The organism is Sphingomonas sp. URHD0057 (genome assembly GCF_000620665.1).
In the GTDB taxonomy this organism is placed as follows: domain Bacteria; phylum Pseudomonadota; class Alphaproteobacteria; order Sphingomonadales; family Sphingomonadaceae; genus Sphingomicrobium.
This window is the reverse complement of sequence record NZ_KK211162.1, coordinates 617,742-634,825: the sequence shown is the minus strand read 5'-3', so window position 1 is coordinate 634,825 and position 17,084 is coordinate 617,742. Positions and strand designations below refer to the sequence as shown.

Sequence of the window (17,084 nt, the reverse complement as noted above, 5' to 3'; positions counted from 1 at the left end):
CGGATGCGCTGTCCATTCTGCGCGCATGAAGACAGCCAGGTTAAGGACAGCCGGCCAAGCGAGGATGGCGCGGCGATCCGCCGCCGCCGGCAATGCGAAGGCTGCGGTGCGCGTTTTACCACCTTCGAGCGGATCCAGTTGCGCGACCTGACCGTGGTCAAAAAGGATGGCGAGCGCGAACCATTCGACCGCGAGAAACTCGCGCGCTCCATCGCCATCGCGTGCCGCAAGCGGGACATCCCGACCGAGCGGCTGGACCGGCTCGTCTCGTCGATCCAGCGCCAGCTCGAAACCCGCGGCGACGAGGTCCGGGCAAGCGAGATCGGCGAGGCGGTGATGGACGGGCTCAAGGCGCTCGACCACGTCGCCTACATTCGCTTTGCCTCGGTCTACAAGGACTTCAGCGAGCCCGGCGATTTCGCCGAGATCGCCGGCGCGGTCGGCGATGGGAGCTGAGCCGCCCGTCATCGTCCTGGTCCGCCCCCAACTGGGGCAGAATATCGGCAAGGCGGCGCGGGCGATGCTCAATTTCGGGGTGACCGAGATGCGGCTGGTGCGGCCGCGGGACGGCTGGCCCAACCCAGACGCTGGCCCTGCGGCCAGCGGGGCCGACGTGGTCTTACAACGCGCACAAGTGTTCGACACGGTCCAGGAAGCGGTCGCCGACTGCTCGATGGTCTATGCGACTACGGTTCGGCGCCGCGACCTGGTGATGCCGGTGCTCACCCCGGAGCAGGTGGCCGAGAACGCCACGGCTGCTGGCCAGCGCACCGCGATCCTGTTCGGCGCCGAGCGCTCGGGGCTCGAGACCGAGGAAGTCGCGCTGGCGAACGCCATTGTGACCGTTCCGATCAATCCGGATTTTGCCTCCCTGAATCTCGCCCAGGCGGTGATCCTGCTCGCCTACGAATGGTCGAAACGGTCGGAGCTCGCGGTCCCTCCAGCCAGAGAACTCGAGCTGCCTGCACCGCACGCGGAGATCGAGGGGATGATTGCGCAGCTCGACGAAGCCCTCGTCGAAAAGGGCTATTTCCATCCCCCCTCGAGGATGCAGGCGACCCGCAACACGATCCGGACAATCTTCACCAAAACCGGCTGGTCGTCACGCGAGGTTAAGGCTGTTCGAGGGATTTTCCGGGCACTTATGGGGCCGCCGCGCCGGCGGTGATTGGCGCAGGCCAACGCATGTGGCATTGCTGCGGCCAAGGATTTGAGGGGAATCTCATGCTCGCTCTCGTGACTGCTCTGGCCGCCGCCGCACAGGCCCCGGCGGCGCAACCGGCGCAAAAGGACGCCGACCCGATCATCTGCACCCGGGATAATGTCGGCTCGGAGGTCGGCACGCGCATGCGCCCGAAGAAGGTGTGCATGCGCAAATCGGACCGCGACTTCATCGACAAGCAGGAAAAGGACTCGATCCAGCACCTGGTCAACGATGGTAACGCCCGGATGGCAACGCCTTCGGAGAGCCCGCGCTAAGCGCTGGCTTCTTGAAATACTTGTCGAGTTCGGCTAGGCGCGCCGCTCGCAATTGATCCCGCATGCCCGGTGAAGCGGTGATCGCGCCAAGCGCAATGCCTGGCGGTGCGGTTCCGGGCGCATCGATAACGCGAATTGGAGAAGTACAGTGTCGAAGCGCAGCAGCGCCAAATACAAGCTTGACCGCCGCATGGGCGAAAACGTCTTCGGACGGCCCAAGAGCCCGGTCAACCGCCGCGAATATGGCCCAGGCCAGCATGGCCAGCGCCGCAAGAGCAAGATTTCCGACTTCGGCATCCAACTGCGCGCCAAGCAGAAGCTGAAGGGCTATTACGGCGACATCACCGAAAAGCAGTTCAAGAAGAATTATTTCGACGCCAGCAAGATGAAGGGCGATGCTTCGCAGAACCTCATCGGCCTGCTCGAGCGCCGGCTGGACATGGTCGTCTATCGCGCCAAGTTCGCGCCGACGATCTGGGCGGCGCGCCAGCTGGTCAACCACGGCCACGTTCGCGTGAACGGCGTGAAGTGCAACATCGCCTCTCGCCGCGTTGATGTCGGCGACGTGGTCGAGCTTGGCGCGAAGGCGCAGGAGATGGCGCTGGTGATCGAGGCCCAGAGCCTCGCCGAGCGCGAGATCCCAGATTACGTCGTTCCCGACGGCACCTCGAAGATCACTTACACCCGCGTGCCCAAGCTCGACGAAGTGCCCTATCCGGTCCGGATGGAGCCGAACCTGGTGATCGAATTCTATTCGCGCTAGTCTGCGGCATCACGAACACAGACGAGGGCGGCCCGCAACGGCCGCCCTTTTCGTTACGGCGCCTTCGGGTAGGGAATCAGCAGCCAGCGCTGGAACAGCGCCATTTGCGCCGGGGTCTGGTTCGCAACCGGGACGACGGCGAGGTATTTCCACTGTCCGAGCATCACGCCCCGATTAATTCTCGTGCAGCCGTCGTACCAGCCTGCGGCAGGAGCGGAATGGCCGATCGACGAACGGCTGGTCGAGGCCTATCTCAATGCCCGATCGTGCGATCGAGCAATGCCCCGATTTTCGTCAGCAATTCGGTCCGGACAGTTGAGTCCTCAAGGCTGTGATAAAGCCCTTTGAACTCCAGGTAATCGACCGATTTCCCGGCGCGGCGCAGGGCTGCCGCCATGTCGCGGGAGTGATCCACGAACACGTTGTTGTCCATGTCGCCGTGAGCGAGCAGAACCGGCGCTTGAAACGCATCGGCATGGCGCAGCGGCGAGCCTTCATCGATGTGGAGTCCGGAGCCGACCAGGTCTGCGACCATTCGGCCACTCGTATAATGATCGGCGTCGCGCTTGAGCTTGCCGAGATCGGTGACGGGCGCGACTGCAACCACCGCCTTGTAGAGGCTCGGCTCCGTGACCGCCGATTGCAGCGCCGCATAACCGCCGTACGACCAGCCGACGATCGCCAGGCGATTGGGATCGGCGATACCCTGGCTCGAGAGCCAGCGGGCCGCGGCCGTCACATCCCCGATCGAGGTCCTCCAGGCCTTAAATCCCTTCTCGCCGAGCCAGGTATCGCCGAATCCGGCGGAGCCGCGATAGTTAGGCTGGATCACCGCATAGCCGCGGGCCGCGAGGAACTGCGCGAGCCAGTCAAACCCCCACTCGTCACGCGAGCTAGGTCCGCCATGGGGCAAAACGACGGCTGGCAATCCCTTGCCGCTGCTTCCCGGTGGAAGCGTCAGATATGCCGGAATTTGGGTGCCGTCCGCCGCTGCATAGGTCACCGATTTCACCGACGCGAGCACTCGCGTGGCCAGCTCGGGACGAGCAGGCATCACTTCGCCGAGCGACTTTCTGGCTTTGTCGAACAGGTAATAATGGCCGGGATCGGAATCGCTTCCGGCAAAGAACAGAACCTTGTTGCCGTCCGCGCTCGCGGTCACGAACTGCACCAGCGGCAGGCTCGGAAGCGCTTTCGACAGCGCCTTTGCCAGCCGGTCATATTCCGGGTCGAAATAGACGGTGCGCCGACGGTCGTCGGCGTAGGTGTAGCCGATGACGCGCTGACCATCGCCGATGCGAATGACATCGTCGATGTCGACGTTCGGGTTCGACGCGATCGGGTCGGCCGTCGAGCTGCCGTCGAGCTTGACCCTGATCAGGGAGAAGCGGCCGTCGATCTTCTTGAGCGCGTAGAGCGAGTCGATCGTACTATCGATCGCCAGCGGCTCGAAGTCGTCCTGCTGGTAATCGACGAGCATTTCCCAATCGCGCGAGTTCGCCGTTCGATACTGATAGCGAAGCCGTCCAGTCGGCCGACCATCGCGATCCACTTCCGGGATGGCCATGATTCGGACCCGGCCGTTGCCGTCGCTCATGAAGTCGCCGATATTTATCGAAGGCCGCTCCACGATGTCCGTCTTGAGGCTGGCGAGGTCGACCTTGACCACGCCGAGGCCGTCCGCGGTGCGCACGACGTTCGTGTCCATCTTCCCTTCCTCGGGCACGAAATCGCGCGTCATCAGCACCGAATTGCCCTGGCCTGGAAGCCAATCGATGATTCGCCCGTCGAATTGGCGGGCACGAGCGTCGTAAGCCGAGCTAGGCTGTCCGAGCGACTTTACGTTCAAGCCGTCGGCACCGAGGGCGATCATTCGAGAATAGCCGAGGAGATGGCCGTCATCGAACCTCGCCGCGAAGTAGTGGCAGGCGAGGCGATCGTTGCCCCCGAACGCGCACCAGTTCAGAATTTCGGGATCGGCGCTCGATTTCAGGATCGGCTTGGAAATTCCGGACGTCAGGTCGGCAACGAATACCACGGAGACACGGCTCGGCCCGGGACCAACGTAGACGACGTGGCTCCCGTCGGGCGACAGGTCCATGCTCTGGGCCGCTTCACGAGCACCGAATGCCGCAGCGTCGGACGCGAGGCTGTTCGATTGCGCCGTCGCGGGGACGGCGAATAGCGCGAGCGCCGCGGCGCCCGCCCAAATAGTCTTAGAAATCACGCGCATCCCCCGATCCGATCCGGCGGAGAGAACAATGCAGCCATCGCCGCAATATTCAAGCGCTTGGCGGTATTTCGCATCGCTGCTAGCCGCTCCGCGATGAACCAGCCGCCGCTTCCCGAATGCGCGCCTCACGAGGCGGTGTGGATCGGATTCCCGAGCGATCCGGAATTGTGGCTTGGCGATCTGAAGCCGGCGGAGCGCGAAGTGGCGGCCTTCGCGCAAGCTATCCATGCCAATGGCAAGGGCGAGACCGTCCGGTTGGTGGCAGCACACGAGGATGCTGCCGAGAGCGCGCGAAAGCTCGCACCCTTCGCCGAGGTGTTGGTTGAGTCGTTCGGGGACATCTGGCTGCGCGATACCGGACCGATCGTCGTCGGGTCGGCGAAGAGCCGCCGGGCGCAGGGCTTCGGCTTCAACGGCTGGGGCGGGAAATACGATCTCGACGGCGATCAGGACATCGGCGACCGTCTTGCCCGCAGCGCTGAGCTGCCCTTCGCTAAGGCGGACTGGATCCTCGAGGGTGGAGCGATCGACGGCGACGGGTCCGGGACCGTGATCACTACCGAGCAATGCCTGCTCAATCCGAACCGGAACTCGCTGACGCGCGGGGAGACGGAGATACGATTGCTCGCGGACCTCGGCTTCGAGCGCGTGGTGTGGCTGGGCTCGGGCTTGATGAACGATCACACCGACGGCCATGTCGACAATCTTGCCCGGTTCGTCGCGCCGGGACGAGTCGCGATCCCGACCGCGGCCAGGGACGATCCCAATGAAGCGGTCTACAAAGACGCCGCGCGCCGCCTGAAGGCCACGAGGCTCGACGTCGTCACTTTGCCCTCCCCCGGCGCCGTCCACGACGAAGACGGCGAAATCTTGCCCGCGAGCTACATGAATTTCTATATCGGCAATGCGGTGGTGGTCGTCCCGCAATATGGAGCGGCCAACGACCGCAATGCCGTCGATGTCGTCCAGGCGCTGTTCCCGGACCGCGTTGCAATCGGCCTTCGCGCCGACCACATCCTCACTGGCGGCGGAAGCTTCCACTGCATCTCACAACAGGTTCCAGCATGAAGCTCACCGTCGCTGCCCTGCAGCTCGCTTTCACCGACGACACGGTCGCGAACATCCGCGCAGTGAGCGAGCTGGTGCGCGAAGCGGCGAGCAAAGGCGCCGAAGTGGTGCTCCCGCCCGAATTGTTCGAGGGCCCCTATTTCTGCCGGGTCGAGGACGAGAGCCTGTTCGCCAACGCGCGCTCGGCGGCGGAGCACCCCTCCGTTTTGGCGATGCAGGAACTGGCGAAGGAACTGAAAATCTGGATCCCGACCAGCTTCTTCGAGGCCGACGGGCCCCACCACTATAACAGCCTCGCAATGATCGGGCCCGACGGCAAGGTCGCCGGAATCTACCGCAAGAGCCACATTCCGGATGGCCCCGGCTACGAGGAGAAATTCTACTTCCGCCCGGGCAACACCGGCTTCAAGGTGTGGGGCGGGCCGCATCTCTCGACGCTCGGCGTCGGCGTTTGCTGGGACCAATGGTACCCTGAGACGGCGCGCGCGATGATGCTGATGGGCGCCGACATCCTGTTCTACCCGACCGCGATCGGCACCGAGCCGCACGACCCCGACCTCGACACTTCGCGCCTGTGGCGGCGTGCGATGATCGGCCACGCGGTGTCGAACGTCGTGCCCGTCGTCGCCGCCAACCGCATCGGCGCCGAAGGCGACCAGCGCTTCTACGGCCATAGCTTCATCTGCGACGAGCGCGGCGACATGCTCGCGGAGTTCGGAGCCGAGGAGACCGGCGCGCTGGTCGCGACGCTCGATCTGGCGGCGGCGAAAAAACACCGAGCCGCCTTCGGCTTCTTCCGCGACCGCCGACCGGAGCTTTACGGGCGGCTCACCGAAGACGTCTGAGCTCCACCGCCCGCTCGAACACGCTTTCGAACATCGCCGCATCGAGCTTGCGCGTGTTCTGGTTGTAACGTGAGCAGTGATAGCTTGAGAGCAGTACCCGCCCGTCCGGGGCAACATTCTCCGCGCCGTGGCCGAACTTGGTTGATGACGGCGGCAGGCTCAGCGCTCGCGCAGCGGCGACGTGAGCAATCTGGCCCAACGCGACCACCACCCGCACGTTCGTAAGCACGGCCAGCGACGCATCCAGATAATGGCGGCAGGTCGCGATCTCGCGCGGCTCGGGCTTGTTCGCGGGCGGCAGGCATTTAACGGCGTTAAGGATTACCGCGCCCTTGAGCTGCAGCCCGTCGTGCGGGTCGGCGCGATACTTGCCCTCGGCCAAGCCAAACTTCAGCAGCGTCGCGTAGAGCAGCTCGCCGGCGTAATCGCCGGTGAATGGCCGGCCGGTGCGGTTGGCGCCCTGCTTGCCGGGCGCGAGGCCGACGATCGCGAGCCACGCCTCGCGGTCGCCGAACGCCGGAACCGGTGCGTTCCACCAGCCGGGATGCTCGACCCGGCATTCCTCGCGAAAGGCAACCAGCCGCGGGCACAACGGGCAGTCGCGCGGCGCCTCGGCCTCGGGGATCGGCGACAAATCGGCGGGTTGGGCCATGGGCTCGTCATTGTGAGAAGCGAAGCGACGAAGCAATCCAGTGGCGCGAGGCTGGATTGCTTCACTCCACTCGCAATGACAGGGCTGCGGCGTGTCTTACCTCTATGCCATCGCCATCGGGTCGAACCGGCTTCACGGGCGCTTCGGCCGACCGGCGGGAGTGGTCGAGGCGGCGATCGCGCGGCTCGATCAGGAGTTCGGGCTGTTCGACGCCTCGCCGATTGTCCTCAACCCAGCAATCGGCGGCGCCGGGCGCGATTTCGCCAACGCCGTCGCTTTAGTCGAAAGCGACCTCGAACCGCCGTCGATGCTGCGGCGCCTCAAGGCCATCGAGCGCGAGTTCGGACGACGGCGGGGCAAACACTGGGCGGCGCGGGTGCTCGACCTCGACATCGCTTTGTGGAGCGGCGGCCGGTTCCGCTCGCGCGGCCTCCGCATCCCGCATGAGGGGCTCGAGAGGCGGAGCTTCGTGATCGAGCCATTGGCGGCGATCGCACCTGGCTGGCACGTGCGCGGCGCGCTTACGGCCCGCCATTTCGCCGAACGCCTCGGCCGAAGGTCGCGCGTCTAGATTCTCCGGAACACCGTCCTCGCAGCAGCGGCTGCTGCTAGTCGACGCCCCCGCGGCGTCAACTGGACCCGGTTCATCCCTGGCGATCCGACAATCGGCTCGAGCTCGACCGCAACGGAGCTGTCCTCCACGCGATACAGGGTATTGGCGACGATCAGGAACCCCCCCGGACGGAGGCAGGCCACGAGACCGCGAACGCCGGCGTCGAAGCGCGCGAACGGGTAACGCGCCGCAAGATGCTTCGCTTCCATCTCGTTTTTCAAGCCGCGAGGGTCCCTCTGAAGCACCGAGAGAGCAAAGACGAGGTCGAACGAGCCTGTGATCGACTCCGGTGGAATCACCCTTGTCTGAGCGTCCGCGGCGACCCGATGTTGCGCGATTGCGCGCGATCGGGGGTTGATCTCGGCGCCGACGATCTCGGCATGAGCGAAACGGCCCCGGAGCGACACAAGCTCTTCACCGGTCGAACAACCGAAGGATAGGATCCGCCGCGCGTCCGGCTCCAGCTCGGCGGCAAGGTCGAAGAGTGCGGGGTAGCGGTTGAGCCACGTGTACGGGGCGGTTTGGTGGAGTTCACGGCGATACACCAGCCGAGTCCACAGGCGGGCGCGACCCTCGGCCATGCGCAGGAGCCCAGCCGCATCGATCGCGCGCACCCACAGCGCACGGCGCAGGCGGGCAGCCTTGATAATCGGCGAAAGCCGCGCCCGGAGGTTCATCGTGCCAAGCTGCATGAACCCGGCAGTCCGAGCAACCTCGCCTACCGCCTCGGCCGTTAGCGCTTGCGATAGATCGAGGGTGCCGACTGGGTCGCCAGTCGACGATTGTCAGGGCCGAAGAACGGTCCGCACATCGGCGGTGAATCGGAGAGTGACTCGAGCTGGGGCGCCGCCGAGCTCTGTTCGACGAGGTAGTGCGTATGCATGGTGCACAGCAGGCCGCCAGCGCGCAGGTGGCCGACCAGCTCGCGAACCATTTGGTCGAATTTCGCGAAAGGATAATGCGCCGAGAGATCGTCGACACCGGCCTCGTCCACCCAATGCGGCCCACGCTGGAGGACGGCGAGCGCGAAGATGACGTCGAATTCTCCGCTGACTGCGGTCGGCTTGACCACGCTCGCCTGGAGGTCCGAAGCCAAGCGGCGGACCGCGACTCGTCGTGATCGCGAGTTGATTTCCGCGCCGATGATCTCCGCCGCGCCGAACCGCCGCCTCAGCGAGATCAATTCCTCGCCGGTCGAACAGCCGAACGATAGGATGCGCCGGGCATTCGGCATCAGCTGAGCCGCGCGGTCGAACAGCTCCGGGTAGCGCTCCTCCCACGTGTCCGGTGCGGTTTGATGGACCCGTTGCCGATGCACGAGCCGCGTGCACAGCCGCGCCCGCCCCTCCCCGGTGCGAAACAACCGCGTCGTGTCGAGCAGTCGGACCCATGCAGCCCGGCGCTTTCGGCCCGCTTTTATGGCCGAGCGAAGCTGTGCGCCGAAATCCATTCGCGAGTGCTGCCCAAGCCGCGGCCTGGACACAAGCCATTGGCCCGCTTGCCGACACGCCCCCACGCGGGTAACCGCCCCTCGAAGTGGGCCCTTAGCTCAGTCGGTAGAGCAACTGACTTTTAATCAGTAGGTCGCTGGTTCGAATCCAGCAGGGCTCACCAGCTCAGCCCTTGTTTGGGGGACGACCGGTGTCGGGTGCAGCGTTTCAACAAGGCTCGCGAGCCCAGGCTGAAATCCCCTCACAGGTCCTGATGGCGCGTGAAACGCGTGTTGCCTACGGGATTGTTCCGCACGCCCTCTTTGACGATCCCCTCGAAGAAGCTTGCTGGCGGCTGCGCGATGACGAGTTCCTGCTTCGCGGCGAAGGCCAACATTATTTCCACTATCGCCGTGGCGAGGGCGTCACCGTCGAGCGCGGGCCAGGGGTCGACCTCAGCGAAGAATCGCTGTGGCTGAACGGCAGCGTCTATGCGGCGATCGCCAGCATCAACGGTCTGCAACCGATCCATGCCTCCGCGGTGGCCTTCAATGATCGGGTCTATGCGTTCACGGGCCCCGCAGGCTCCGGCAAATCGACCCTGATTGCCGCGCTCGGCAGCCTGGGCTTTCCGATGTTCTGCGACGACACCCTCATCCTCGACTTGTCCGACCCCGACCGAATTCTTTGCCTGCCCGGCCACAAGCGGCTGAAACTGTCGGAGGAGGCGTTGAGGCTTACCGATGCGGTGCGCGAAGAAGAGGTGTCGCGGACCGTGGCCAAATTTTACGCGACGCCCGCCTCCGGAAGTGTCGAAATCCCCTTGCCGCTTGCGGAGCTGATCTTTCTCGAAGACGGTCCCCAAGCCGCCATCGACAGCATTTGCGGTGGCGACCGTGTCATCCGACTCCAGGACGACCATTACACAGCGAGGTTGTTCGAAGCGGCCCGTCAATTCGATATCCCGGGTAAGTTCCGGCATTTGTGCTGGCTCGCCGACCAGATCGAAATGAGCTGTTTCGTCCGCCCACGCGGCAGAGATCGGTTTCGGGATACCGTAATACTTGCGGCCGACCACCTCCGCGCTAGGGGAAGCGAATGATTGCGGTCACCAAGCGCTTCGAACGCTTCACTGAAGCGGATAAGGGCGAAGAAGTCTTCCTCGTGGACAACCATAATGGCGAGGTCTTCTCGTTGCCGCAGACGGCGGCCAGCATCTGGTTGTTGATCGACGGACAGCGGGATCGCGCCTCACTTGTCGCGGCGATCGCTCGCAAGCATGGCGTCGCGGAGACGGAAATCAGGGCTGATGTCGATGAGTTCCTGACCGACCTTTTAGAGCTAGGGCTGATTGGCGAAGCCTGAGACATGGCGCGGCCGGCTCGGAACGGTGCGCGCGATGGCTTTGCTTTGTTGGGCGTGGGTCCTTGTCCACTGGGTTCCGTTCGCAAAGTGGCGCGGAATGCTCGGTAGGACGGGCGAACCAGCTCGTCTGCCCGAAGATGCCTGGCGTCTCGCCGGACAGGTCGAGCGCGCCGCGACCCGACTGCCCTTCGCGATTCGATGCCTGCCTCGGGCTATGGTGCTCAGCTGGACCCTGCGCAAAGCGGCGATCGGCCACGCGCTGGTGATCGCCGTTCGCCCGCCAGCGCTGCGCGAAGGCTCCGATGCGCTGCACGCCTGGGTCGAGATCGATGGAACGCGTTTGATCGGAGATCTTCCAGGCCCGTGGATTGAGCTGGTGCGCCTCGGCCAAACGAGCGAGGAAACAAGCGGCGTCGACCGGCGTTAGGCCTTGGTTGAATCTGAGTCGTGACTTGATTAATGCCGTCAGCGGCCGCGAACTTTGCTCGGTCCGTTTAGCGTGGGAGCCGGTTGTGCCGAAAACTGAGACAAAATCCGGAACGTGGGTGAAGCCGCAGGTCGTACGCCTGGGCAAGCTCAAGAATGTCGCCGGCCCGAACAATACCGGAGGTCAGGGCGGCAAATCCTGAGGACGCGCCTGTTTGCCGAGCGGTAACCGCTCTGCTTTGGCCGTCCCTATCAGTTGCCTGACCTTAAATGCTCGCGCTCGCTTGGCCGTGGGACAGCGCGCGCACTCCTAATCCAAAGCCTTCCAGCCGACTTGCATCATCGCTGTGCGCCGGAATCGGCGGTCACGCCGGCAGTGCCGACAGCGGAGCCTTGCAACTTGCCTACCGTCCGTTGCGAGGTGCCGCCGCCCAGGCTCGCGCGTGGCGGCCGGCGCAGTTAGCGAATGGCCAGCTCGTCCTGTTCCACGGATATTTCGACAATGCCGCGGCGATTGCGCATGAACTCAGTGTTCTTGGGCACGACATGGCGACGCTCTATGGCCTTGCAGTCGATCGCTGGGGCAATGAAGCCGACCTCAGGATCGTCGGGGACTATTGCACGATTATCGCCGATCCTGGGCGATCTCGGCTGCGTCTGGCGCGCAGCCCGCTAAGGGCCCCTCCCCTCTATTATTTTCATTCGGACGAGCTGACGGCCGCGGCGTCCGTTCCCCGAGCGCTGTTCGCGGCGGGCGTCGAGCAGAAGCTCAACGAAGCTCATGTTGCCGACAGCGCGATGTATAATTTCACCGACGAGGAGGCGAGCTGGTATCGAGACATCGCTCAAGTCCCGGTTGGGTCGGTGGTCGAGCTCGAACGCGGGCACGCGCGGCGCTTGCGCAAATATTACAACCTCGTCGACCTGCCCTTTCACAATAATATCGCCGACGAAGACGCGATCGTGCGTGCGGGCGAATTGCTCGATGAAGGCGTCCGCGCCTGCTTGGCCGGCTTTGGCAATCCGGGATCAACCGTGTCCGGCGGCCTCGATTCGCCGCAGGTGGCTGTCCGGGCGGCCAAGGCGCTGCCTCCCGGCCAGAGGCTTCCAACTTTCACCTTTCACCCAGAGCCGGGCTTCGACCGTCGCGTCCCGCGCTGGATGATGGGCGATGAACGGCCGTTCGTGAAATCCCTGGCGGCGATGCACCCCGAGTTGGACCCGCATTTCACCGCGAATGACGGAATCGACCCCAGTCATCGCTGGCAGGAACTGTTCCACCTGATCGGCGGCGCTCCGGCCCCGATGGCGACCATGTACGTCTATCACGGCATCCTGAGCGAAGCGCAAAAGGCCGGATGCGACGTCGTCCTTCTCGCCGAATGGGGGAACCTGACCTTCAGCGACAAGGGTGAGTGCGGCTACGTCGAATATCTGTTGAAGGGCCAATGGCGTCAGTGGTGGCTCGCGCTTACCCGGCCGTCGATTCACGAGGGGCATATTCTGCGGCGCATCACGGCGCGGAGCCTCTCCGCCCTGCTGCCGCATGCGCTGTGGCGGCCGCTCAGGAGAATTTCGCTCGGCCGAAAGAAGCTCGGAATTGAGTTGATGCAAACCTTATCCAAGGCATATCGCAAATCCTCGGGCGCGGAACGGCGGCTGCGCCAGTCGGGCTTGATCGTCGACCGTTACCAGCCCCGCAGCCGCCGCCATTCGCGCCAATTCCTCGCTCAAAACGACGCCTGGACGGCGGAAGTTTACCAAGGCTTCGAGCAGATGTACGGAATCGCGCTGCGCGATCCGACCGCTTACCGCCCCTTCGTGGAATTTTGCCTCGGTCTCCCGACCAGGATGTTCATGCGCGACGGTGAAATCCGTTGGCTCGCTAAGCAGATGGCGAAGGACATCATGCCCGAAGCTCAGCGCACCAACCCACTGTTTGGCTGGTGGGACGCCGACTGGCACCTTCGCATCGGTCGCCGCCGCCAGGACTTCCTGGAAGAGTTCGATCGGCTCGAGAACGACGAGCGGTTCGGGAAGATGTTCGACATTCCACGACTGCGCGCCGCGCTCGAGGATTGGCCCGAGCAAACCGAGACGGATCCGCAAAAGGCATTTGCCCCACAGCTGGCGGTGCCGGCGGCGCTGTTGACAGCCCGGTTCGTGCAGTACGTCGAAGGGCGCAACGCGCCCTGACGCCGCTCGTGTCGGCCGCTGCCGTCGGCTAGGCTCCCCGCATTGTGAGCTATGGCGAATGCAATCCTTCTCAGGAATTCCGCGTCGTCGTCGAAGCGTGCCAACGATCGTTTGCAGCGGATACGACAGAACTATCTTCGGAAGTTCCGGGAAACCTGGATTGGGAACTGTTTCTGCGGTTGGCCCGGTTCCACCGCGTGCAAGGCCTCGTTTGGAGCTCGCTACAATCAGGCCGTGATCCGGTGCCTGCTCCAATTGCCGAAGCCTTCGCCATTGATGCCCGAGCGATCGCGGTCGCGAACCTCAGGGCGGCAATGGGCTCGAGGGCATTGCTCGAAGCCTTCGCGAATGCACGCGTGGCGCTGCTGTTCGTCAAAGGGCTGACGCTCAGCACGCTGGTCTACGGGAACATAGGGCTAAAATCTGCCACCGACGTCGACATCCTGGTCGAGGAAGGCGCTGTGGCAGGGGCGGGAGAGATCTTGCGCAGCTGTGGCTATCAGCCCGTCGTCCCGTCCAATGACGCCACGTTGGTCGACTGGCACAAGCTCAACAAGGAATCGGTGTGGGAGAACGCGGAAGCCGGGCTGCACATCGATCTGCATTCGCGCCTTGCAGACAATCGAAGGCTGGTCCCCCAAGTCGACGTCCACTCGCCCAGCCAGGTCGTCGAGGTGTCGCCCGGACTTCATCTCCCGACGCTCGCGCGCGACCCGCTCTTCGCATATCTTTGCGTGCACGGGGCTTCGAGCCTGTGGTTCCGCCTCAAGTGGATCGCCGACTTCGCCGCCTTGCTCCATTCATGCGGCGCTGAGAAGGTCGTACCTCTCTATCGCCGAGCGCAGGAGCTCGGCGCGGGACGCGCTCCGGCTCAGGCGTTGCTGCTGGCCGACGCGCTGTTCGGCAGCCTGGAGGCGCTTCCCGCGCTGCGCGAAGAACTGCTCAGGGATCGCGTCAACCGATGGCTTGTCGGCAGGGCCATGAAGCAACTGGTCGGGCGGGCCGAACCGGTCGAACCGACGTTCACTCCGCTCGGCACGCTGCCGATCCACCTGACTCAGTTCGGATTGTTGCCGGGCTGGGCTTTCAAGACTTCGGAGCTGGTCCGGCAGGCACGTACGGGTCTCTCCTAACGCCGCCTCCTGGCCGCGCCGAAGAGGCCGGGCGCGACACGGACCAGTACAGCCAATATCGTCGGCAGAAGCATGGTCAGCAGCAGGTCCTTCGCGCCCTCGCCATATTGCTGGCCGGGGTCGGGCCATTTCTCGGTCCACAGATCGACCGTCTCGTTCCAGGCGATCACCGCAAGCAGCCACAGCCACGGCCAGCGCGAGGAAAGAGGACGGCGCATTACCGCCGCGATCACAACCCAAACAATGACCCCGAAGATGATGTGCAAGGCGTCATGCTGGATCGCGATGGCATGCTCGACGAACAGCTTCCCCTGATGCCAGAAGCCCATCGCGCCAGTGACCGTGGTCCAGACGGGTCCGGCGCGGCTCACTTGAGGACGATGTGGCGCGTCGGCCGCAGGTCCGATTTCACTGAGGCCAACGGTGCGCGCCGGTCGGCGAGCAAAGCGAGGCACATGGCGAATGCCGCGCTGATCGCCGCGGTTCGGAGGGGAAAATCGACCAGGCTGTGAACGAGGATCGCCGCCGACGCGATTGATGCCGCGCGGACATAGGGGCTGGCATCCGCCAATCGCCACGCGCGCCGCACCGCCGCGCCCCACCACAGCAGGAATGCGACGAGGATGGCGATTCCGGGCAACCCGGTCTCGAGAGCCAGCTCGGCATAGTCGTTGTGGCCATGGACGACATAGGTTCGCGTCACCCGGTCATGATCCTCGTACAGGTCGTAAACACGGCGAAACGTACCGATGCCCGATCCGAACGGCAGGAAATTTCGCGTCGCTGCGACCGTCGTCTTGAGGATTTCCTCGCGCGACGTGACCGAAGTGGCCGCCTGGGCATTGAACGCCTGGCCGCGGATCGAGCTGAGCTCCAGCGCTCCGAATGCCGCGGCGAGACCCACGATCGACAGCAGGATCGCCACGCCTCGAAGCTTGCTGGCGGATGGCATCAGGATCGCAGCGCTCGCCGCGAGCACCGGCAACGCAAGTAGGTAACCAGCCATCGACTGATTCAGAATGATCCCGACGACGACGACCAAAGCCGCCCCGGCGCAGACGGCGAGGAGCGCGGAATAGCGCTGTCCGCCCAGCCGCCGGCCGGCCGCAACCAGCGCTGTCAGGAAGGGAAGGCTGACGACCAGCAATGTCGCCATGTGGTTGGCGTTGGCGAAGAAGCCGGTCGCCACCCCGAAATTGGCCTCGTCGAAAAGATACCAGGACGAGCGCTCCGGGTCCCCGCTCGAAACCTGGAGCGTTCCGAGGAGGATCCCGCAGAAGGTGGCGGCGATGAGCGCCGCCACCAGCCATGATGCGCGGTAGGCCTGCAGCCGGACGATCGCGCAGAGCATCCCAAGCGCAGGCAAAAGCGCCATCAGCGCGCTCAGCGTATCGTAGGGAGCCAGCGAGACCGGCAACGCCGGAATGGGCGTGCCGAGCAGCGCATAGTCCCTCGCGAGCGCGGCTCGGCCGCCGAGGGACGGCCACACCGAGGCGGGAAGCGGGATGAGCTGGAGCGCGACCAGCGCCAGCCCGGCAAGGATAATGCCGAACAACCAGCGCGCGGGCGGCGCGAGCGCCGGCGCGTCCCGCGCCGTCGCCGCCCAGGCGATGAGCGCGATCCCGATCAGTTGCAGCACCATGTTGGCCCAGATGCCCTGGGCGCTTCCCCCGGCGATCAGGCACAGGAAAAGATAGACCGGGGCAACGGCTTCGCGAGCACGGCTAGCCATTGGCGCCAGCCTTCACCAGAGTCAGGTCGCTGATAGTAACCTCGACCTGGCGCGGAATGTCGGAGGACGATCCCGACAGCTCCAGCTTCTGAGCCGCGCAGCCCGCCGGAACCTCAAAGATCAGCGGCCGGGCGACGAGCGTGTCGAGGCGAGCGGATGCGAGCGGCCCTTGCGCCGAAGCGCAAACCAGGGACCAGCGCAACGATGCCGCCTGGGAGCCGCCCCCCGCGATGCGCATCGCCAGCCGGTAGCGGCCGGGCGGCAGGATCAGCAGCTGGCTCGCGAGCGCGCCGTCCTCCTGGCCATAATAGATGACGTGAAGGCGCCCGCCCGACTGGCGCTCGGCGAGCCCGACCGTCGAGGAGGTCAGCGACCAGTTGAACGGCGGCGGCGGCGCCGCGGCGGCGAACCCGGCATCGAACAACAAGTCAGCCGAACCGGTCCGCACCCCGGCGACGTCGGCCCAGATCGCCCGCGCCTTCGCAAACTGCCCGTCGCTGACGAGCGTGCTCAAGAGCTTCGGCAGCCAAGGGCTTTGCGCGTTCCGGTGCGCCGGATCGGCGAGCGCGAGAATCGCCGAGCTATTGTCAACATCACCGGCGAGCAGCTGCAGCGTCGAGTTCTGCAGCTCCGGATCCGTCCGGAATAGCGCCCGGATCTGCGGCCACCGCGACGGATCCCGCGCATAGGACGCAAGATAGGGCGTGACGCTGACGACCCCGTTCGGCGCAAGCCGCGCGAGGGCCGCGAATTCGGTCAGCCCGCGCCGGATGTCGCCCGCGCGCAGATAATATTCGGCAAGAAAATAGCGGGCCGGCAGCGACCGCGGGTCGCGCCACTCGGCCGCCTGGAATGCGCGTTCCGCGGCTGAGCTGTCGCCAGCAAGTTGAGCCTGGACGCCGCGAACCAGATACGGCTGCGCCGCGAGCGGCGCCCCGGCCGCGGCGGAATAGATTCGCCGCAGAACCTCCGGCCCCACGCTTTGTCCACGATGCGCCGCGGCCCCAATCGCGCTCATTCCGAGCGCAACAACAGCCTCCGGATGGCTCGGCCAGGCGCGCGCCGCCTTCGCGGGATCGGATTCGACGAAGGCATGGACCGCGGCATTGCGAACCACTTGTCCGGCCAGCAACAAAGCGGCCACGAGCG

Annotated in this window: 19 protein-coding genes and 1 tRNA gene; 13 read left to right on the top strand and 7 right to left on the bottom strand. The window is 64.9% G+C overall.

Annotation, left to right across the window (positions count from 1 at the left end):
• Positions 1-3 precede the first annotated feature (3 nt).
• From nrdR to rpsD, 4 genes are all read left to right on the top strand, one after another.
• Positions 4-456, top strand: coding sequence for a transcriptional regulator NrdR (gene nrdR / locus N539_RS0112010; protein WP_028970454.1), 453 nt, complete (start codon positions 4-6; stop codon positions 454-456).
• Complete coding sequence (locus N539_RS0112005; RefSeq protein WP_028970453.1) at positions 446-1,168, top strand: RNA methyltransferase; 723 nt, start codon at positions 446-448, stop codon at positions 1,166-1,168. Before nrdR ends, N539_RS0112005 begins: the two co-directional genes overlap by 11 nt.
• Before the next feature lie 56 nt (positions 1,169-1,224).
• The gene (locus tag N539_RS0112000; RefSeq protein WP_028970452.1) at positions 1,225-1,479 is read left to right on the top strand and encodes a hypothetical protein; all 255 of its coding nucleotides are present in this window, start codon (positions 1,225-1,227) and stop codon (positions 1,477-1,479) included.
• A gap of 148 nt (positions 1,480-1,627) precedes the next feature.
• Entirely contained in the window at positions 1,628-2,242 is a 615-nt protein-coding gene (rpsD, locus tag N539_RS0111995; protein WP_028970451.1) for a 30S ribosomal protein S4, read from the top strand.
• Between the two features lie 253 nt (positions 2,243-2,495).
• Here the strand turns inward: rpsD and N539_RS0111985 are convergent, their stop codons facing one another.
• Positions 2,496-4,469 carry an alpha/beta hydrolase family protein gene (locus N539_RS0111985; protein ID WP_028970450.1) on the bottom strand — a complete coding sequence of 658 codons (1,974 nt, stop codon included), beginning with the start codon at positions 4,467-4,469 and terminating at the stop codon, positions 2,496-2,498.
• Positions 4,470-4,568: 99 nt separating this feature from the next.
• On the opposite strand from N539_RS0111985, the gene N539_RS0111980 reads away from it, so the two are divergent.
• Complete coding sequence (locus N539_RS0111980; RefSeq protein ID WP_028970449.1) at positions 4,569-5,543, top strand: agmatine deiminase family protein; 975 nt, start codon at positions 4,569-4,571, stop codon at positions 5,541-5,543.
• Positions 5,540-6,388, top strand: a complete 849-nt coding sequence (aguB, locus tag N539_RS0111975) for an N-carbamoylputrescine amidase (RefSeq protein WP_037552770.1) — start codon at positions 5,540-5,542, stop codon at positions 6,386-6,388. Before N539_RS0111980 ends, aguB begins: the two co-directional genes overlap by 4 nt.
• On the opposite strand, the gene N539_RS0111970 is transcribed toward aguB, so the two are convergent.
• Positions 6,372-7,040 (bottom strand): uracil-DNA glycosylase, encoded by a 669-nt coding sequence (locus N539_RS0111970; RefSeq protein ID WP_028970447.1) that lies wholly within the window; start codon positions 7,038-7,040, stop codon positions 6,372-6,374. The genes aguB and N539_RS0111970 overlap by 17 nt on opposite strands.
• A gap of 91 nt (positions 7,041-7,131) precedes the next feature.
• Between N539_RS0111970 and folK the strand changes: the two genes are divergently transcribed.
• Positions 7,132-7,611 carry a 2-amino-4-hydroxy-6-hydroxymethyldihydropteridine diphosphokinase gene (folK, locus tag N539_RS0111965; protein ID WP_028970446.1) on the top strand — a complete coding sequence of 160 codons (480 nt, stop codon included), beginning with the start codon at positions 7,132-7,134 and terminating at the stop codon, positions 7,609-7,611.
• On the opposite strand, the gene N539_RS0111960 is transcribed toward folK, so the two are convergent.
• Together N539_RS0111960 and N539_RS0111955 are read right to left on the bottom strand one after the other, a co-directional pair.
• The gene (locus N539_RS0111960) at positions 7,608-8,345 is read right to left on the bottom strand and encodes a class I SAM-dependent methyltransferase (protein WP_028970445.1); all 738 of its coding nucleotides are present in this window, start codon (positions 8,343-8,345) and stop codon (positions 7,608-7,610) included. The genes folK and N539_RS0111960 overlap by 4 nt on opposite strands.
• A 41-nt stretch (positions 8,346-8,386) precedes the next feature.
• On the bottom strand, positions 8,387-9,103 hold the full coding sequence (locus tag N539_RS0111955) for a class I SAM-dependent methyltransferase (RefSeq protein WP_028970444.1): 717 nt from the start codon (positions 9,101-9,103) through the stop codon (positions 8,387-8,389).
• A gap of 88 nt (positions 9,104-9,191) precedes the next feature.
• On the opposite strand from N539_RS0111955, the gene N539_RS0111950 reads away from it, so the two are divergent.
• The 6 genes from N539_RS0111950 to N539_RS0111920 all read left to right on the top strand — a co-directional run bounded on the left by N539_RS0111950 (position 9,192) and on the right by N539_RS0111920 (position 14,203).
• Positions 9,192-9,267, top strand: a tRNA-Lys gene (locus N539_RS0111950).
• A gap of 90 nt (positions 9,268-9,357) precedes the next feature.
• Positions 9,358-10,185 carry a hypothetical protein gene (locus N539_RS17920; RefSeq protein ID WP_028970443.1) on the top strand — a complete coding sequence of 276 codons (828 nt, stop codon included), beginning with the start codon at positions 9,358-9,360 and terminating at the stop codon, positions 10,183-10,185.
• Positions 10,182-10,448 carry a PqqD family protein gene (locus N539_RS0111940; protein WP_028970442.1) on the top strand — a complete coding sequence of 89 codons (267 nt, stop codon included), beginning with the start codon at positions 10,182-10,184 and terminating at the stop codon, positions 10,446-10,448. The genes N539_RS17920 and N539_RS0111940 overlap by 4 nt, the downstream gene beginning before the upstream one ends.
• A gap of 34 nt (positions 10,449-10,482) precedes the next feature.
• Complete coding sequence (locus tag N539_RS18260; RefSeq protein ID WP_156029920.1) at positions 10,483-10,875, top strand: lasso peptide biosynthesis B2 protein; 393 nt, start codon at positions 10,483-10,485, stop codon at positions 10,873-10,875.
• Positions 10,876-11,267: 392 nt separating this feature from the next.
• Complete coding sequence (locus N539_RS0111925) at positions 11,268-13,070, top strand: asparagine synthase-related protein (protein WP_231463053.1); 1,803 nt, start codon at positions 11,268-11,270, stop codon at positions 13,068-13,070.
• Positions 13,071-13,114: 44 nt separating this feature from the next.
• Positions 13,115-14,203: a nucleotidyltransferase domain-containing protein gene (locus tag N539_RS0111920; RefSeq protein WP_269319430.1), complete on the top strand. Its 1,089-nt coding sequence runs from the start codon at positions 13,115-13,117 to the stop codon at positions 14,201-14,203.
• Here the strand turns inward: N539_RS0111920 and N539_RS0111915 are convergent.
• From N539_RS0111915 to N539_RS0111905, 3 genes are read right to left on the bottom strand one after another with little or no spacing between them, the layout of a single operon-like run.
• Positions 14,200-14,574 (bottom strand): hypothetical protein, encoded by a 375-nt coding sequence (locus N539_RS0111915; protein ID WP_028970438.1) that lies wholly within the window; start codon positions 14,572-14,574, stop codon positions 14,200-14,202. The two genes, N539_RS0111920 and N539_RS0111915, sit on opposite strands and share 4 nt — an antisense overlap.
• Positions 14,571-15,935, bottom strand: a complete 1,365-nt coding sequence (locus tag N539_RS16920; protein ID WP_051531774.1) for an O-antigen ligase family protein — start codon at positions 15,933-15,935, stop codon at positions 14,571-14,573. Before N539_RS16920 ends, N539_RS0111915 begins: the two co-directional genes overlap by 4 nt.
• Positions 15,928-17,079 carry a tetratricopeptide repeat protein gene (locus N539_RS0111905; protein WP_028970437.1) on the bottom strand — a complete coding sequence of 384 codons (1,152 nt, stop codon included), beginning with the start codon at positions 17,077-17,079 and terminating at the stop codon, positions 15,928-15,930. Before N539_RS0111905 ends, N539_RS16920 begins: the two co-directional genes overlap by 8 nt.
• Positions 17,080-17,084: the final 5 nt, after the last annotated feature.

What these genes read in the sequence shown, in the direction of transcription:
- nrdR (WP_028970454.1), top strand. Translation starts at nt 4, where the DNA reads ATGCGCTGTCCATTCTGCGCGCATGAAGACAGCCAGGTTAAGGACAGC.
- N539_RS0112005 (WP_028970453.1), top strand. Translation starts at nt 446, where the DNA reads ATGGGAGCTGAGCCGCCCGTCATCGTCCTGGTCCGCCCCCAACTGGGG.
- N539_RS0112000 (WP_028970452.1), top strand. Translation starts at nt 1,225, where the DNA reads ATGCTCGCTCTCGTGACTGCTCTGGCCGCCGCCGCACAGGCCCCGGCG.
- N539_RS0111980 (WP_028970449.1), top strand. Translation starts at nt 4,569, where the DNA reads ATGAACCAGCCGCCGCTTCCCGAATGCGCGCCTCACGAGGCGGTGTGG.
- aguB (WP_037552770.1), top strand. Translation starts at nt 5,540, where the DNA reads ATGAAGCTCACCGTCGCTGCCCTGCAGCTCGCTTTCACCGACGACACG.
- N539_RS0111970 (WP_028970447.1), bottom strand. Translation starts at nt 7,040, where the DNA reads ATGGCCCAACCCGCCGATTTGTCGCCGATCCCCGAGGCCGAGGCGCCG.
- N539_RS0111960 (WP_028970445.1), bottom strand. Translation starts at nt 8,345, where the DNA reads ATGCAGCTTGGCACGATGAACCTCCGGGCGCGGCTTTCGCCGATTATC.
- N539_RS0111955 (WP_028970444.1), bottom strand. Translation starts at nt 9,103, where the DNA reads ATGGATTTCGGCGCACAGCTTCGCTCGGCCATAAAAGCGGGCCGAAAG.
- N539_RS17920 (WP_028970443.1), top strand. Translation starts at nt 9,358, where the DNA reads ATGGCGCGTGAAACGCGTGTTGCCTACGGGATTGTTCCGCACGCCCTC.
- N539_RS0111940 (WP_028970442.1), top strand. Translation starts at nt 10,182, where the DNA reads ATGATTGCGGTCACCAAGCGCTTCGAACGCTTCACTGAAGCGGATAAG.
- N539_RS18260 (WP_156029920.1), top strand. Translation starts at nt 10,483, where the DNA reads ATGGCTTTGCTTTGTTGGGCGTGGGTCCTTGTCCACTGGGTTCCGTTC.
- N539_RS16920 (WP_051531774.1), bottom strand. Translation starts at nt 15,935, where the DNA reads ATGGCTAGCCGTGCTCGCGAAGCCGTTGCCCCGGTCTATCTTTTCCTG.